Below are 15,773 nucleotides of genomic sequence, written 5' to 3'. Positions count from 1 at the left end.
GCAGGACCGCAGGCAGGAAGGGGACGCTCAGGCGTCGCCGAACGGCAGCGCGAGCACGCCATTGTCGCCCACTGGCTCGGCGACGCCAAAGAACGCGCGCACATCGCCGATCTCGCGGGTGCGCGCAAACGGCGGCAGCGACGTCATGAAGGTGCGGCCGTAGCCCTTGTTCACCAGCCGTGGGTCGCACAGCACCAGCACGCCGCGATCGGTCTCGCTGCGGATCAGCCGGCCCACGCCCTGCTTGAGCGCGATCACCGCCTGCGGCAGCTGTTCGTCGCGGAACGGGTTGCCGCCGTCACGGCGGATCGCATCCAGGCGCGCTTCGAACACCGGGTCGTCGGGCGCGGCAAACGGCAGCTTGTCGATCACCACCACACTCAGGGCATCGCCAACCACATCCACGCCCTCGCGGAAGCTGGCCGACCCCAGCAGCACGCCGTTGCCGGACGTGCGGAAACGCTGCAGCAAGGTGGCACGCGGCGCTTCGCCCTGCACGAACAGTGGCCACGGTGCACCGCGCAAGGCTTCGGCCGCTTCGCGCAGCGCGCGGTGCGAGGCGAACAACAGGAAGGCGCGGCCGTTGGAGGCCTCCAGCACCGGCGTCAGCGCCGCGATCAGCGCGGTGCCGAATCCACGTGCTGCCGGATCGGGCAGGTTCGGCGGCAGATAGCACAGCGCCTGGCGCGCCCAGTCGAAGGGACTGGGCTGCAACAGGGTCACCGGATCGCTCAGGCCCAGGCGCTGCGCGATGTGGTCGAACTCGCCGCCCACCGCCAGCGTGGCCGAGGTGAACACCCAGGCCGCATGGGATTTCTCGCGGTGCTCGCGCAGCGGGCCGGACACATCCAGCGGCGTGCGCTGGCAGCGGAACCCGCGCGGGCTGAGTTCGTACCACAGCACGTCGTTGTCGACGGTGTCCGGCAGCTCCTGGTCGAAATCCGGCACTGGCGCGTCCTCGCCCAGCCACCGCGACAGCCGTGCCAGCGCTTCCTGCGCGCGCGCAGAACAGCCATCGAAGCCGGGCGAGGCCTCGCGCAGCGGCAGCAAGGCCTCGCCCAGGCGCGCCAGCGACGACAGCACCGCATCGAAGCCTTCGCGCACCTGCGGCCTGGCCAGCGCGCGCCATTGCGTGCCGCGCGAGGGCAGGCCTTCCATGCCCGCACGCAGGCCGCGCAAGGCCTCGTCCAGGGCCAGGATCGGTTCCTGCAGGCTGGCCTGCGCACCGGCGACCAGGCGCGCTTCGACCATGCAATCGCGCGCCAGCTCCTGCCACGGCCGCATGCCGAAACTTTCGCCGAAGAAGTTCGCCGCCAGTTCCGGCAGCTGGTGCGCCTCGTCGATGACGAAGGCCTGCGCGCCGGGCAGGATCTCGCCGAAGCCTTCCTGCTTGAGCGCCAGATCGGCCAGCAGCAGATGGTGGTTGACCACCACCAGATCGGCCGCCTGCGCGCGCTGGCGCGCCTGCACCACGAAGCATTCGCCGTAGAACGGGCATTCGGTGCCCAGGCAGTTGTCGACGGTGGAGGTCACCAGCGGCAGCAGCGGCGAGTCGTCCGGCAAGGCTTCCAGCTCGGCCATGTCGCCGAACTGGGTGCGCCCGCTCCAGGCCACGATGCGCTGGAACTGCGAGACCTGCTCGGGCGTGGCAAAGCGCGGTTCGCCGCGCGCCTGCTGGGTGCGGTACTTGCACAGGTAGTTCGCGCGGCCCTTCAGCAGCGCACTGCGCAGGCCGATGCCGAGCGCGGCGCGCACGCGTGGCAGGTCGCGATGGAACAACTGGTCCTGCAGCGCGCGCGTGCCGGTCGACACGATGGTCTTCAGCCCCGACAGCAGCGCCGGCACCAGATAGGCGTAGGTCTTGCCGGTGCCGGTGCCGGCCTCGGCCAACAGCACATCGCGCGCTTCGAACGCCTCGGCAATGGCGCCGGTCAGGCGTAATTGCGCAGCACGCGGCGCGAACGCATCGAGCTGACGCGCAAGCGCCCCGCCCTCGCTGAGCGCCTCGATGCTGGCAGTGGCAAGTTGGGACATGGGACCGAAAGCTGGGGCAAGCGCGACAGCCTAGCGCGTGCGCGGTGATGCCGGGTGGGTTGCGCCTGCGGGCCAGCGACGGCAACCGCCCCCGCAGCTGGCATATGCCGCACGCCGCACTGCACGGCGCCGCTGGCGGCGGTGCGGGCGACAATGGCGCGTCGCACGGCTGCGCGCGCGACACCGGCTGCAGCACACGCCGCCGCGCTCGCCTTGCGGCACGCGCAACCGGCATCGCTGCGTGCTCAGTAGCGCTTCACGCCTGGCACCGTGCAGCCGGCAATCTGCGACTTGGCCGAGGCGGCGTTTTCCTTCTCGCCGCGCGCAAGCCGCGACTGTTCGATGGTGGCCCAATGCCGACGGCACAACGGCCCGGTCTTGGAGCCCAGCTCGATGGCCTGCTTGGCAAACCGCTCGGCGGCGGGCCAATCGGCCTGCAGCACCGCCACTTCGGCACGCTCCTGCAGGATGGCCGGATCACCGGAGACCAGGCCCACGGCCTGATCCAGCGCCGCCGCCGCGCCGGCCAGATCACCGGACTGACGCTTGCTCTTGGCGGTCTCGCGCAGATCGTCCACCTGCGGGTCGCGCAATGGCTGCACCGACAGCTCGGTGTCGTCGACGCCGGCCTCGCGTTCGATCAGCAACAGCCGCTGTGTCGGCGTGGTCGGGTCCACCGGGGTCGGCGGCGGCGGCGGCGGCGCGCTGACGCAGGCGGTCAGTGCGGCAGACACGCCAGCAAGGGCAAGCAGACGGTGCAGTCGGTTCATCGGGTCACTCCAGTTCAACGTGCAGGTGGAGCCGCGGCGGGCGCCGGCGCGGGGTCTTCCGGCTTCTTTTCCAGACCGAAAAAGCGACGCCAGCCACCACCGCTGGATTGCTCGGCCGGCGCGGCTGCGTCGCCGGGCACGCCTTCGATCGACGGTGCATTGCCGGCACAGGGGGCGTAGGCCGGCGTGAAGCCGACCACGAACGGGAACTGGCGCGCGCCCGGGCAGCCAGCATCGGTGACGCCGGTGCCGGCCGCATCCACCCACTGCCAGTCCAGGCCTTTGCCGCTGACCTTCAACGGCGCACTCGGCAGCCGCGCGAAGATGCTCGACCACACCCGCATCGCGCCGGTGGCGCCGTACAGGCCGGTCTGCTCGTTCTGGTCATTGCCCATCCAGATCACCGCCAGGTGGTCGCCGGTGTAGCCGGCGTACCAGCTGTCGCGGCCGTCGTTGGAAGTACCGGTCTTGCCGGCCGGCGACAGCCGCCCCAGGCCATCGCCCAGCAACTGCCGTGCGGTGCCGCCGCTGACCACCTGCTGCAGCGCGATGCTGATCAGGTTGGCCGCCACCGAATCGCCCTCCTGCGCCGGCGCCGGGGTCTTGTCGTAGCGCTTGAGCAGCTTGCCCTGCGGATCGAGCACGCCGCGCACCGCATGCAGTGGCTGGATCTCGCCGCCGGCAGCCAGGAACTGGTACAGCTGCGCCATGCCATACGGGCTCTGGTCGGTCGCACCGAGGATCAACGACGGATTGGTATCGGCCTTGATGCCGGCCAGGACCTGGATCAGCTGGGCGATGCGCTCCGGGCCGACCTGCATGCCCACGCGCACCGTGGCCTGGTTGTAGGAATGCGCCAGCGCATCGATCAGCCGCACCGTGCCGTGGCTGCGGTTGTCGGAATTGCCCGGCGACCAGGTCTTGCCGCGGCTGAGCTGCACCGTCACCGGCGCATCGTCGACCCAGCTGGACAGCGCCCAGCGATCCGGCGAGGCCAGCGCCAGCAGGTACACGAACGGCTTGAGCAACGAGCCGACCTGCCGCTGCGCTTCGACCGCGCGGTTGAAGCCCGGCTTGGCCACATCGCGGCTGCCGACCACCGCCAGTACATCGCCGTTGTGCACGTCGGTCAGCACCAGGCCGGCCTGCAGCGGTGGGCGCTTCTTGTTGTCCAGCCGCTTGATGGTGCCGGTCACCGCGCCTTCGGCATACGCCTGCGCGGACGGCGACATGCCGGTCAGCACGCTCATGCCGGCGCCCTGCAGCACGCCTTCCGGGTAGTCGTGCGCCAGCTGGCGCCGCACCAAGTCCACATAGGCCGGGAAGCGATTGGCCGCGACCAGGCCGGGCTCGGTGGGCACGCCCAGCGGCGCGGCCAGTGCGCGCTTGTATTCGGCCGCGTCGATGAGGTTGTTTTCGTGCAGCTTGCCCAGCACGAAATTGCGCCGATCCAGCGCGCGCTCCGGGTTACGCCGCGGGTCGTAGTAGGACGGCCCCTTGACCAGCCCGATCAGCAAGGCGATCTGCTCGGTGGTCATCGAATTGAGCTCGCGGCCGAACCACAGCTCCGCGCCCGAGGACACGCCGTGGATCGCCTGCCCGCCGCGCTGGCCCAGGTAGACCTGGTTGAGATAGGCCTCCAGGATGGTGCGCTTGTCGTAACGCGCCTCCATGATCACCGCGTACAGGATCTCGTTGAACTTGCGGGTGAGGGTCTGTTCCTTGCCGATGCCGAGCAGGCCGCTGCGTGCCAGCTGCTGGGTCAGGGTGCTGGCGCCCTGGCGGACCTGGCCGCCGGAGCGCGCCATGATCCAGGCCGCGCGCACCATGCCGCTCAGGTCGATGCCGTGGTGGCTGTTGAAGTCGCGGTCCTCGACCGCCTGCAGGCCGGTGACCAGCAGCTCGGGCACTTCTTCCATGCGCACCAGGCGGCGTTCTTCCTGCTTCTGCCCGTACAGCGTGGCGATGCGCGCCGGATCCAGCCGCGCACTCTTGAGCGCCTTGCGGTCGCCGGCGTCGCGCAGGCTGGCCACGCGCCCGCCGGAGAGGCTGACTTCCACGCGCTTCGCGGGCACGCGCCCGTCCACATCGACATAGCCGCGGCTGGCGATGGTGAAGCGGCTGCCGTCCTGCTGGTAGGTGCCGGCCAGCTTGGCCTGCCCGTCGTCGCGGTAGGAGGCTGCATCCAGCTCGGTCTTCAGGGTGGCCGCATCCAGCGCATTGCCTGGCGCCAGCACCAACGGCCGCCCGTACACGCGGGTCGGGATCTGCCAGCGCAGCTCGCCGAAACGCTGGGTGACCTGCTTGTTCAGATACACCGTATAGGGAATCAGGAAACCGAGCGCCAGCGCGAATGCCGCAAAGGCCCAGACAATCAGCCTGCGTTGCCAGCGGGAGCCTTGCTCGGTGGAATCGTCCTCGAAATCGTCGGGAGCGTCGTTGTCGTGGCGTCGGGGCACAGGGATGCGAGAATGTAGAGTCCGGCGAGTCTAGCGCAGCGCTGTCGTGGTTGTGGTCAGCCGGACCCTTTGACTTAAGAGCGGCTAACAAAACCTGCGACGCCTGCCGGCAGGCGGGCACGGACCGCGCTTTGCATCTGCGGGTACCCTTCGTACCCTGCGCCTGCCTTGCGCGGTCCTTGCCCACCGACGACTGCCCGCTGGGTTTTCTTCGTCACGCCATGTCTGGAGTTCCAACGGAATGTCGATGTCCCTGGCCGATGCACGCTATCTGTTCAATCGCGTGCTCGGGCTGATCCACCGCAGCGTGGCAAGCATGCGCACGCGCGGCTGGCGCGCCACCTGGCAGCGCATTCGCGTGCATACGCAGGCGCCGCCGGCGGCGCTCGGCACGCCGTTGTGGTTGCCGGAGGCGGCGCCGTTTGCCGCGTTTGCCGTTCCGCACAGCGCCGTCCCGCGCGTGACGCTGGTGATTCCGGTCTACAACCACATCGCCCACACGCTGGCGTGCCTGCGCGCACTGGCGGCGCATCCGCCGTTGCTGGAGGTGGAGATCATCGTCGTGGACGACGGCAGCAGCGATGCCACGCAGACGCAGCTGCCGCAGGTGCAAGGCCTGCATTACCACCGGCGCGTCAGCAATGGCGGTTTCATCGCCTCCTGCAACGACGGCATCGCACTGGCACGCGGCGACTACGTGGTGCTGCTCAACAACGACACCATCCCGCAGCCCGGCTGGCTGGATCGGCTGATCGACACCTTTGCCCAGCACCCCACCGCCGGCCTGGTCGGCGCGCAGCTGGTGTATCCGGATGGACGCCTGCAGGAATCCGGCGGCGTGGTATTCGCCGATGGCAGCGCGTGGAGTTATGGCCGTTTCGAATCGGCCGACGACCCGCGCTACGCCTATGTGCGTGCGATGGACTATTGCTCCGGTGCGGCGATCGCGTTGCCACGCGCGTTGTTGCAGACGCTGGGCGGGCTGGATCGCCGCTACATGCCGGCGTACTACGAGGACACCGACCTGGCCTTTGCGGTGCGTGCGGCCGGCTACCGGGTGCTGGTGCAGCCGGCCAGCGTGGTGGTGCATGACGAGGGCACCAGCAATGGCACCGACACCCGTACCGGGGTAAAGGCGTATCAGGTGCGCAATCAAGGCGTGTTCGCCGACAAGTGGCAGCAGGCGCTGGCAACGCAGTTGCCGGTCGGCACGGTTCCCGGACCTGCGCTGCTGCATCGTGGCCAGCGCCAGGTGCTGATCCTGGACGAATGCGTGCCGCAGCCGGATCGCGACTCCGGCTCGTTGCGGCAGTTCAATCTGATCCGCCTGCTGTGCGAAGAAGGCGCGCACGTGGTGTTCGTGCCAACCCGCCGCGAGCACGCCGGACGGCACACGCAGGCACTGCAGCAACTGGGCGTGGAAGTCTGGTACGCGCCGTTTCTCGAGGGCTTCGGCAGCTGGCTGCGCACGCACGGCCCGCGGTTTGCCGTGGTGCTGCTGGTGCGTCACCACGTTGCGCACGCCTGCCTGCCGCTGCTCAGACGCTACGCCCCGCAAGCGCGCACGCTGTTCGACACCGTCGACCTGCATTACCTGCGCGAGCGCCGCGGGGCCGAGCTGGCCGGCGATGCCAACCTGTTGCGCGCGGCAGAACGCACCCGCCTGCGCGAACTGGAGATCATGGCCGCCACCGACGTCACGCTGCTGGTCTCGGCGGCCGAACAGGCGCAACTGCAGGCGGACGCACCGCAGATCCGCACCGCCCTGCTCTCCAATCTGCATGAGGTGGCCGGCAGCGGTCACCGCTTCGAGCAACGCCGCGACCTGGTGTTCGTCGGCGGCTTCCGGCATTCCCCGAATGTGGATGCGGTGCAGTGGTTCCTCAGCGCGATCTTTCCGCAGGTGCGCGCGCACCTGCCGGAGGTGATCTTCCATTGCATCGGCGCGGACATGCCCGAGGCATTGAGACTGCTGGCCGACGAATGCCCCGGCGTGCAATTGCACGGGCATGTGCCGGATCTGCTGCCGTTCATGGAGACCGCACGCATCGCGGTGGCGCCGCTGCGCTTCGGCGCAGGCGTCAAGGGCAAGATCAATCTGAGCATGGCGCATGGGCAGCCGGTGGTCGGCACCACCTGCGCGGTGGAAGGCATGCATCTGCGCGACGGCCAGGACGTCTGCGTGGCCGACGACGCCGACGCATTCGCCAATGCAATCGTGCGGCTGTATCGCGATGCGGCGCTGTGGCAGCGCCTGGCCGACAACGGCTTGCATAACGTGGCCCGGCATTTTTCGCTGGATGCGGCACGCGGCACGGTGCGCGAGCTGTTTATTGCAGGGTGAGTGGCCGCCGGGAGTTCGGGCAGGGCGTGCAGGGCGCCGCCGCCGCAGGCGGCCGCGGCGTCAGCGCTGCTCCGCCACCGCCTTGACCCGGCGTGTGAACTCGGCCAATTCCGGCAGCTCCGGATCCAGCTGGTGCGCCTCGTCCTGCGCGCGCCGTGCGAAGGCAGCGTCCTCCTGTCCCAGGCGTTCGCTGCCCACCGCGACCCAGCGCTGCGCTAGCCGGCGACGCGCGCCGGCCAGCGCATCGTCACCGGGCATCAGCGCCTGCCAGGCATCCAGACAGCCGCGCGCGGCACGCAGGCGGTTGTTGCGCAGCTCGTCCTCGAAGCAGCGCTGACTGGCAGGCACCACACGTGCGGCGGCCTGCAGCACGCGTGGATCGCGCGGTGCCAGCGCCTGCGCCGCACGCACCGCGTCGTAGGCGCTGGCGCCGGGAGGCGTCATCCATTGCTGTCGCGCTTCGGCATCCGTGACCCGCTGCAGCAGCGCGCGCAGGCGGCGCTCGCGGGTACCGCGCGACAACCCGGTTTCCGGGCTGCGCTGTGCATCGCGTGCACGCGCAATGGCCTGCTCGGCCTGGGCGATCGACGCAGCGCCCGGCAGCAAGGCTTTCGCTTCCTGCAGCGACTGCAGCGCGGCGTCGAACTGGAAGTCCGCCGCCTGCCGGCCGGCTTGCGCGGCATATTCGCCGGCCACCCGCTCAAGCCCACGCCGGGCGGCCGCATCCTCCGGCTCGGCCGCCAGCACTGCGTTGAAATCGCGTGAGGCCGGTGCCAGGCGACCACGCCGCAACAGGCCCTCGGCGCGCTGACGGCGCTGTTCCAGCACGCGGTGGTAGTGGCCCTCGGTCAGCGGGACATCGGCATGCCCGGGGTCGTAGCGCTTGGCGGCGGCCAGCAACAGCGCCGCATCGCCGAGCGCATCGCGCGCCAGTGCGTGGCGGGCCTGCGCCAGCAGATCGGTCAATGCGTCCTCGCGCCCTTCCAGCGCATCGGTACGGTCCGGCGCCAGGGTCAGGATGCGCTGGTACAACGGCAGCGCACTGTCCGGGCTGCCATCCAGGCGCCCTTGCTGTTGCGCGGACACCGCCTGGGCGAACAAGGCATCCAGGCCGGCCCGACGCGCCTGCAGCGCGCGCAGGCGCAGCGCGACCGGGGCGGTCTGCGCCTGCGGCACCTCCAGCGCGTTCGCCAGCGTCAACGCACGTTGTGCAGCGGCGGCGTCCCCGGCTGCGACCGCCGCACGTGCCTGCACCACGGCGGCGGCACCGGTGCGCGCCAGGCCGGCGCGGGCCTCGCCACGGTCGCTGTCCAGGGCAAGCGCGGCCGCGAACAGTTCACGCGCGCCGTTGCCGTCGGCCGCACTGAGGTGGCCGCGTGACAGCGCCGCATCGCCGCGCTGCAGCAGTTGCTGGATGCGCGTGTCCGGCCATAGCCAATCGGCCAGCGGCTTGCGCAGCACGACCGCGGCCAGCAACAGGCAGGCGCACAACACCAGCACCACGCGCCATAGCGCGCGGCTGCGCAATGGCGCCCAGAGGCGGGGCGATCGGGCCCAGCGCGGAAGCGGGAACATGCGGTGGCGTCCGTCCTTGGCGCGACCTGAGGGGGACGCGTTCACCGGGTCATGGTAGCTGTCTGCTGCGAAGACGATGTGGGCTTGGGGGATTCGGGATTCGGGATTCGGGATTCGGGAATCGGGAATCGGGAATCGGGAATCGGGAATCGGGAATCGGGAATCGTCAGGCAGGCACCCCTCGCTTGCTGTGGGTGCGGTCTGTTCCAAAGCGATTGGCGCCGGCGAGCGGCGGCGCACTCAACCGAGTCGCCGCACCTCGTTGACGCCGGGCAGCGCGTCCAGCTTGCCAAGCAGACTGGACAGCTGGCCGTAATCGCTGACCTTCAGGCGCAGGCGCAGCTGCGCCCTGCCGGTGTCGCGCACGTTGTCGCTGTTGATTTCCAGCACGTGCGCGTCCTCCTGCGCGATCAGGTTGGTGATGTCCTTGAGCAGCCAGCGGCGGTCGACCGCGCGCACCTGCACATCCACTTCGTAGCCGCTGCCGGCCTGGCCCCACTCCACCGGGAGCACGCGCTGCGGATGCGCCGCCGCCAGCCGCGACAATGCCGCGCAATCGGTGCGATGCACGGTGATGCCGCGGCCGCGGGTCAGATAGCCGGCGATCGGCTCGCCCGCCACCGGCTGGCAGCAGCGTGCCAGCTGCACCAGCAGATTGCCCACGCCCTGCACGGTGAACTTGGACTTGCCCAGGCCCTCGCGGCGCGCGGTGGGCCGCGGTGGCGCCGGGACCGCGGGCTGCGAGGCGGCCCGTTCGGCCTCCAGCAGGGCGCGGCTGACCTGGTTGGGCCCGGTATCGCCCAGCGCCACCTGGATGTACAGGTCGTCGACCGTCTCGGCGTGGAACTTGCGCGTGGCCACGCCCAGGTCGGCGTGCTGCAGGCCCAGCCGCTTGAGCTCGCGATCGAGCAGGTCCTTGCCGGCCTGCACGTTGCGCGCGCGGTCGAGCTTGTGGAACCAGGCGCGCACCTTGTCGCGCGAGCGCCCGCTGGCCAGAAAGCCGTTGGACGCCAGCAGCCAGTCGCGGCGCGGGTCGGCTTCCTTGGCGGTCATGATCTCCACCCGGTCGCCGCTGCGCAGCCGGTAGGTCAGCGGCACGATGCGGTCGTTGACGCGCGCGCCGCGGCAGCGATGCCCGACCATGGTGTGCACGTGGTAGGCGAAGTCCAGCGGCGTGGCGCCTTGCGGCAGGTCGATGACCTCGCCCTTGGGCGTCAGCGCATACACGCGGTCTTCGATCAGCTCGGCATCCAGCGCACCGGCCAGTTCGCCGTGGTCGCCGTCCTGCACCTGTTCCAGCAACTGGCGCATCCACTGGATCTTGCGGTCGAAGGCCTTCTCGCCGCCCTTGCCGCCTTCCTTGTATTTCCAGTGCGCGGCCACGCCGAGCTCGGCCTGCGCGTGCATCTCGTGGGTGCGGATCTGGACTTCGATGGTGCGCCCTTCCGGGCCGACCACCGCGGTATGCAGCGAGCGGTAGTCGTTGGCCTTGGGCCGGGCGATGTAATCGTCGAACTCGCTCGGCACCGGTGCCCACAGCGAGTGCACTGCCCCCAGGGCGGCATAGCAGGCGGCCACGTCGTCGACCATCACCCGGACCGCGCGGATGTCGTACAGCTGGTCGAAGGACAGGCGCTTTTTCTGCATCTTCCGCCAGATGCTGTAGATGTGCTTCGGCCGCCCGCTCACGTCCGCGCGCAGGCCCTGCTGCGCCAGCGTCGTCGACAAGGTGCGCTTGACCGCATCCAGATAGCGCTCGCGCGCCACGCGGGTTTCGTCCACTTCGCGGGCGATGCGGCGGTAGGTGTCCGGCTCCAGGTGCCGGAACGCCAGGTCCTCCAGCTCCCATTTCACCTGCCAGATGCCCAGCCGGTTGGCCAGCGGCGCATGGATGTCACGGGTGAGCTGGGCCAGTGCACGGCGCTGCTCTTCGCTCAGGCGGTCGGCCACGCGCATGCGCGCCAACTGCCGTGCCAGCAGGATCGGCACCACCCGCAGGTCGTGGATGATGGACAGCAACAGCCGCCGCAGGCCTTCGCTGTTGCGCCCGGCCTCGCGACCGGCGTGCAGGGCCCAGACCTGGTCGGCCGCATCCAGCCCGTCCAGCAGTCCTTCCACCGCCACACGGCGCTCGGCCGGTTGCCAGGGCAGGCCGGCGATCGCGCCGCGCAGCGCCGGCAGGTCGAGCAACAGTGCCGCAATCAGGGTCGCCTCGTCGGCCGCCAGCAACCCCAACGCGTCCAGCGTGTCGGCGAGCAGCGCCCAGGGCACGTCCTCGCTCGGCGAAGGCTGCTGGTGCCAGGCCTGCGCCAGCGCGTCACGCAGGTCTGGCGCGATCGATGCGAGGGCAGGACGCTGCAGCAAGGCATGCAGACGCTCGAAAGAGGAACTGGTCACAGCGGTGGACACGGCGATCGGCAACAACAAAGGGGCTGACAGCTACGGTAACGTGCGCGTCACCTTCTCCACAACGCGCAGTGCGCCGTGGTCGGCGCACTGGCATGCGCCTGCGCTTATGGTCGGTTCACCCGCCAAGGTCTTGATTCGCAACCGCTGCGGGCCACGATTGGTGCAGCGCCGCAAGCCGATCAGCACGGTCAATCGGCTTTTTACATGCTTTTTACAACTCGCCCAGACCGCCTGCCTATCCTCCATTGGCGTCGCCGCTGCGTCCTGCCGCGGCCACGTCATTCCAACCAACTGCGAGGTAGCCGATGAAGACCTGGAAGAAGCCTGTCGTTCGTGAAGTCAACTGTGGCGCCGAGATCAACTGCTACGTCTCCGGCGAATTCTGAGCGCACCTGCCGCCCTTCCTCCCGATGCATGACCGGCGATTGCCGGCAGATAGGTAACAGTTCTCCATGCGCATCATCGTTCTGGGATCGGCGGCCGGCGGTGGGCACCCGCAGTGGAATTGCCACACACCCGCCAGCCGGCGGGCATGGCAACAAGCCGACGGTGCCCAACGTCGTACCCAGGCCAGCATCGCCGTCAGCGCCGATGGCCAGCGTTGGGTCCTGATCAACGCCTCACCCGATTTCCGTCAACAACTCCTCGCAACGCCCGCGCTCTGGCCGCAACGCGGTCTGCGGCATTCGCCGATCGAAGCGGTGTTGCTGACCAGCGGCGAGATCGACCATATCGCCGGGCTGCTGTCGATGCGCGAGAGCCAGGCGTTCTCGCTGCATGCCAGCCGCCGCGTGCTGGACCTGCTGTCGCAGAACCCCATCTTCGATGCAGTCAATCCGGCTTACGTGCAGCGCCAGCCGTTTGCGCTGGAGACGCCACTATCGCTGCTGGGCCTGCAGCTGACGCCCTTCTCGGTGCCGGGGAAGGTGCCGTTGTTCATGGAATCGCGCAGCGGCGGCGACCTGGCCGGCTCCAATGAAGAAACCCTCGGGCTGACCATCGACGATGGCCAGCACCGCGTGCACTACATCCCCGGCTGCGCGGCGATGACCGATGCCTTGCGCGCGCGCCTGCAAGGCGCCGAGCTGGTGTTTTTCGACGGCACGCTGTGGCGCGACGACGAGATGGTGCAACTGGGCATCAGCCAGAAGACCGGCCAGCGCATGGGCCACATGAGCATCGACGGCCCCGACGGCACCATTGCCGCGTTTGCCCCGCTGGAGGTGGCGCGCAAGATCTTCATCCATCTCAACACCACCAATCCCGTGCTCGACATCCACTCGCCGGAGTACGCCAGTGCGCGTGCCAGCGGCTGGGACGTCGCCTACGACGGCCTGGAGATCACCCTGTGACCACCCTGCTCACCCCGGACCAACTGGAGGCGGACCTGCGCGCCATCGGCGCCCGCCTGTATCACGACCAGCATCCTTTCCACGCGCTGCTGCACGAGGGCAAGCTCGATCGCGGCCAGGTCCAGGCCTGGGCGCTGAACCGCTTCGAATACCAGCGCTGCATTCCATTGAAGGACGCCGCGATCCTGGCGCGCATGGACGACCCGGCGTTGCGGCGGATCTGGCGGCAACGCATCCTCGATCACGACGGCAACAGCCCCGGCGATGGCGGCATTGCCCGTTGGCTGCACCTGACCGACGCGCTCGGCCTGGACCGCACGCTGGTGGAATCCGGCCGTGCGCTGCTGCCCGGCACCCGGTTCGCGGTGCAGGCCTACCTGCAGTTCGTGCGCGAAAAAAGCCTGCTCGAAGCGATCGCCTCCTCGCTGACCGAGTTGTTCGCCCCCAACATCATCGGCCGGCGCGTGGCCGGCATGCTCAAGCATTACGACTTCGTCTCGCCCGAAGCGCTGGCCTATTTCGAGCATCGCCTGACCGAAGCGCCCCGTGATTCGGATTTTGCGCTGGACTACGTCAAGCAGCACGCCGATACCGTCGAGAAACAGGACCTGGTCAAGGCCGCGCTGCACTTCAAGTGCTCAGTGCTGTGGGCGCAGCTGGACGCATTGCACGTGGCCTACGTCGCCCCGGGCATCGTGTGGCCGGATGCGTTCGTACCCGCCCGCGACGCCAGCCGGGCCGCAGCGTGAGCAGCATCACCCGCGACAGCCAGCCGGCCCTGCGCGCAGGCGTGCGCCTGCAGCACGACCGCGCGCGCGACCAATGGGTGCTGCTGGCGCCGGAACGGGTGGTCGAGCTGGACGAGATCGCACTGGTGGTGGCGCAGCGCTACGACGGCGCGCGCTCGCTGGCGCAGATCGCGCAGGAACTGGCAGGCGAATTCGATGCCGACGCGGCCGATATCGAAGTTGACGTGATCGAACTCACCAACACGCTGCATCAAAAGCGTCTGCTGCGGCTATGACCATCGCCCCGCCACCCCTGTCGGTGCTGCTGGAGCTGACCCATCGCTGCCCGTTGGCCTGCCCGTATTGCTCCAACCCGATCGCATTGGCGGCGCTGCGCGAGGAAATGGATACCGCCGGCTGGCGCTCGCTGCTGCAGCAGGCAGCCGACATGGGCGTGCTGCAGGCGCATTTTTCCGGTGGCGAACCGATGCTGCGCAAGGACCTGCCCGAGCTGGTGGCGCACGCACGCGCGCTCGGGCTGTACAGCAACCTGATCACCTCCGGCGTGGCCGGCGGCGAGCCGATGCTGGACCAGCTGCAGGCGGCCGGGCTGGAGCATGTGCAGCTGAGCGTGCAGGATGTCGACCCGGCCGGTGCCGACCGTATCGCCGGCTATCGCAACAGCCTGGCGAAGAAGCGCGCGTTTGCCGCCGCCGTACGTGCGCGCGGCCTGCCGCTGACGCTCAATGCGGTCTTGCATCGCCATAACGCCGAGCGCGTGCCCGGCATGATCGCGCTGGCGCTGGAGTGGCAGGCCGAACGCATCGAAGTGGCGCACACCCAGTACTACGGCTGGGGCCTGCGCAATCGCGCCGCGCTGATGCCCAGCCGCGCGCAGCTGATGGCCACGATTGATGCGGTGGAAACCGCCCGCCGCGAGCTCGGCGACCGCCTGGCGATCGACTTCGTCACCCCCGATTACTACGCCCGCCAGCCCAAGCCGTGCATGGGCGGCTGGGGCCAGCGCTTCGTCAACATCTCCCCGCGCGGCGACGTGCTGCCCTGCCACGCAGCCGAAACCATCGACGGCCTGCGCTTTGACAACCTGCGCGAGCGTTCGCTGGCCGACATCTGGAACAACGGCGAGGCCTTCGTGCGCTTCCGCGGCACCGCGTGGATGCCCGAGGTCTGCCAGGGCTGCCCCAAGCGCGAGATCGACTGGGGCGGCTGTCGCTGCCAGGCGCTGGCGCTCAGCGGCGATGCCGCCACGCTGGACCCGGTCTGCGAACGCTCGCCGCGGCATGCCGAGGTGCGCGCCACCGCCGAACGCGAAGCTGCAGCGCCGGCACCGGAGTTGGTTTACCGCCGTCCCGAGCGCGCGAAAGTGCCCGCGTAGACCTTACGTCGCCGGTGGCGGAGCGCCCCCACACCCTGGTGGTGCCTCCACGCTGTGCGAGGCGGCTTGGGCTGTCCCGCACACATCAGCACCTGTGGTCTCAGGCTGCACGCTGCGCTCCAGCGTCTACACTAGCGGCCTCTTCGTCTTCTGGATGGCTTCCATGTCGCTCGCGCGCCGCATTCCCTTGCTGGTCTGCCTGACCCTTGCCCTGAACGCCACCCCGGCCCTGGCACAGCGCGCGGTGCAGGGCGACCTGCAGTCGCAGATGAGCGCCGAACAGTTCAAGGCCGCCGGCCTGGACAAGCTCGATGCCGGCGAACTGGCCGCGCTCAACGACTGGCTGCAGGGCAAGGTCGCCGAGGAAGCTGCGGTCGTGGTCGAACAGGCCAAGGAAGCCGGCCGCCAGGAAGTGATCGTCAAGAACCGCGGCTTCTTCGATTTCGGCAGCAAGGAGCCGATCGAGAGCAGCATCGTTGGCGAGTTCAAGGGTTTTTCGACCGGGCGCGTCTACACGCTCGCCAATGGCCAGGACTGGGAGCAGACCGACGCCGCCACGTTGTCGGGCGTGCGCAAGACCGCGCCCAAGGTCAAGATCAAGCCGGGCCTGGTCGGCGTGTGGTATCTGCAGATCGAGGGCTACAACACCCAGGCCAAGGTCCGCCGGATCAAGTAAGCCCAACCGGGCACCGCGCGGCCCGCCAGC

At 69.3% G+C, this 15,773-nt stretch carries 13 protein-coding genes; 8 read left to right on the top strand and 5 right to left on the bottom strand.

Translation table 11 applies throughout. The features are described from left to right. Positions 1 to 27: 27 nt before the first annotated feature. The 3 genes from EO174_RS13205 to mrcB all read right to left on the bottom strand — a co-directional run bounded on the left by EO174_RS13205 (position 28) and on the right by mrcB (position 5,263). Positions 28 to 2,034, bottom strand: a complete 2,007-nt coding sequence (locus EO174_RS13205) for an ATP-dependent DNA helicase (RefSeq protein ID WP_115677716.1) — start codon at positions 2,032 to 2,034, stop codon at positions 28 to 30. Positions 2,035 to 2,279: 245 nt separating this feature from the next. Next, positions 2,280 to 2,804, bottom strand: a complete 525-nt coding sequence (locus EO174_RS13200) for a hypothetical protein (protein WP_104584642.1) — start codon at positions 2,802 to 2,804, stop codon at positions 2,280 to 2,282. A 14-nt stretch (positions 2,805 to 2,818) separates the two neighbouring features. Further along, entirely contained in the window at positions 2,819 to 5,263 is a 2,445-nt protein-coding gene (gene mrcB / locus EO174_RS13195) for a penicillin-binding protein 1B (protein WP_119131132.1), read from the bottom strand. A gap of 241 nt (positions 5,264 to 5,504) precedes the next feature. Here mrcB and EO174_RS13190 point away from each other — a divergent pair, with 241 nt between their 5' ends. Further along, the gene (locus EO174_RS13190) at positions 5,505 to 7,607 is read left to right on the top strand and encodes a glycosyltransferase (protein WP_164740198.1); all 2,103 of its coding nucleotides are present in this window, start codon (positions 5,505 to 5,507) and stop codon (positions 7,605 to 7,607) included. 60 nt (positions 7,608 to 7,667) lie between these two features. Here EO174_RS13190 and EO174_RS22960 read toward each other — a convergent pair whose 3' ends face one another. Together EO174_RS22960 and EO174_RS13170 are read right to left on the bottom strand one after the other, a co-directional pair. Further along, a complete protein-coding gene (locus EO174_RS22960; protein ID WP_164740197.1) occupies positions 7,668 to 9,182 on the bottom strand; it encodes a hypothetical protein in 1,515 nt (504 codons plus the stop codon). 240 nt (positions 9,183 to 9,422) lie between these two features. Further along, positions 9,423 to 11,606: a bifunctional (p)ppGpp synthetase/guanosine-3',5'-bis(diphosphate) 3'-pyrophosphohydrolase gene (locus EO174_RS13170; protein WP_164740196.1), complete on the bottom strand. Its 2,184-nt coding sequence runs from the start codon at positions 11,604 to 11,606 to the stop codon at positions 9,423 to 9,425. Between EO174_RS13170 and EO174_RS13165 the strand changes: the two genes are divergently transcribed. From EO174_RS13165 to EO174_RS13135, 7 genes are all read left to right on the top strand, one after another. Further along, a complete protein-coding gene (locus tag EO174_RS13165; RefSeq protein WP_126944922.1) occupies positions 11,584 to 11,928 on the top strand; it encodes a hypothetical protein in 345 nt (114 codons plus the stop codon). The two genes, EO174_RS13170 and EO174_RS13165, sit on opposite strands and share 23 nt — an antisense overlap. Then, entirely contained in the window at positions 11,897 to 11,977 is an 81-nt protein-coding gene (gene pqqA / locus EO174_RS13160; RefSeq protein WP_002812057.1) for a pyrroloquinoline quinone precursor peptide PqqA, read from the top strand. Before EO174_RS13165 ends, pqqA begins: the two co-directional genes overlap by 32 nt. Positions 11,978 to 12,043: 66 nt before the next feature. Further along, positions 12,044 to 12,943 carry a pyrroloquinoline quinone biosynthesis protein PqqB gene (pqqB, locus tag EO174_RS13155; RefSeq protein WP_104584653.1) on the top strand — a complete coding sequence of 300 codons (900 nt, stop codon included), beginning with the start codon at positions 12,044 to 12,046 and terminating at the stop codon, positions 12,941 to 12,943. After that, positions 12,940 to 13,692, top strand: coding sequence for a pyrroloquinoline-quinone synthase PqqC (pqqC, locus tag EO174_RS13150; RefSeq protein ID WP_126944919.1), 753 nt, complete (start codon positions 12,940 to 12,942; stop codon positions 13,690 to 13,692). The genes pqqB and pqqC overlap by 4 nt, the downstream gene beginning before the upstream one ends. Further along, positions 13,689 to 13,967: a pyrroloquinoline quinone biosynthesis peptide chaperone PqqD gene (gene pqqD / locus EO174_RS13145; RefSeq protein ID WP_115677205.1), complete on the top strand. Its 279-nt coding sequence runs from the start codon at positions 13,689 to 13,691 to the stop codon at positions 13,965 to 13,967. The genes pqqC and pqqD overlap by 4 nt, the downstream gene beginning before the upstream one ends. Continuing rightward, positions 13,964 to 15,067 (top strand): pyrroloquinoline quinone biosynthesis protein PqqE, encoded by a 1,104-nt coding sequence (pqqE, locus tag EO174_RS13140; protein ID WP_126944916.1) that lies wholly within the window; start codon positions 13,964 to 13,966, stop codon positions 15,065 to 15,067. The genes pqqD and pqqE overlap by 4 nt, the downstream gene beginning before the upstream one ends. 163 nt (positions 15,068 to 15,230) lie before the next feature. Continuing rightward, the gene (locus EO174_RS13135; RefSeq protein ID WP_126944903.1) at positions 15,231 to 15,743 is read left to right on the top strand and encodes a hypothetical protein; all 513 of its coding nucleotides are present in this window, start codon (positions 15,231 to 15,233) and stop codon (positions 15,741 to 15,743) included. Positions 15,744 to 15,773 lie beyond the last annotated feature (30 nt).

This window comes from Xanthomonas sp. BRIP62418, assembly GCF_003993495.1.
Taxonomy (GTDB): Bacteria; Pseudomonadota; Gammaproteobacteria; order Xanthomonadales; family Xanthomonadaceae; genus Xanthomonas; species Xanthomonas euroxanthea.
This window is presented reverse-complemented; position numbering and strand designations above follow the sequence as displayed.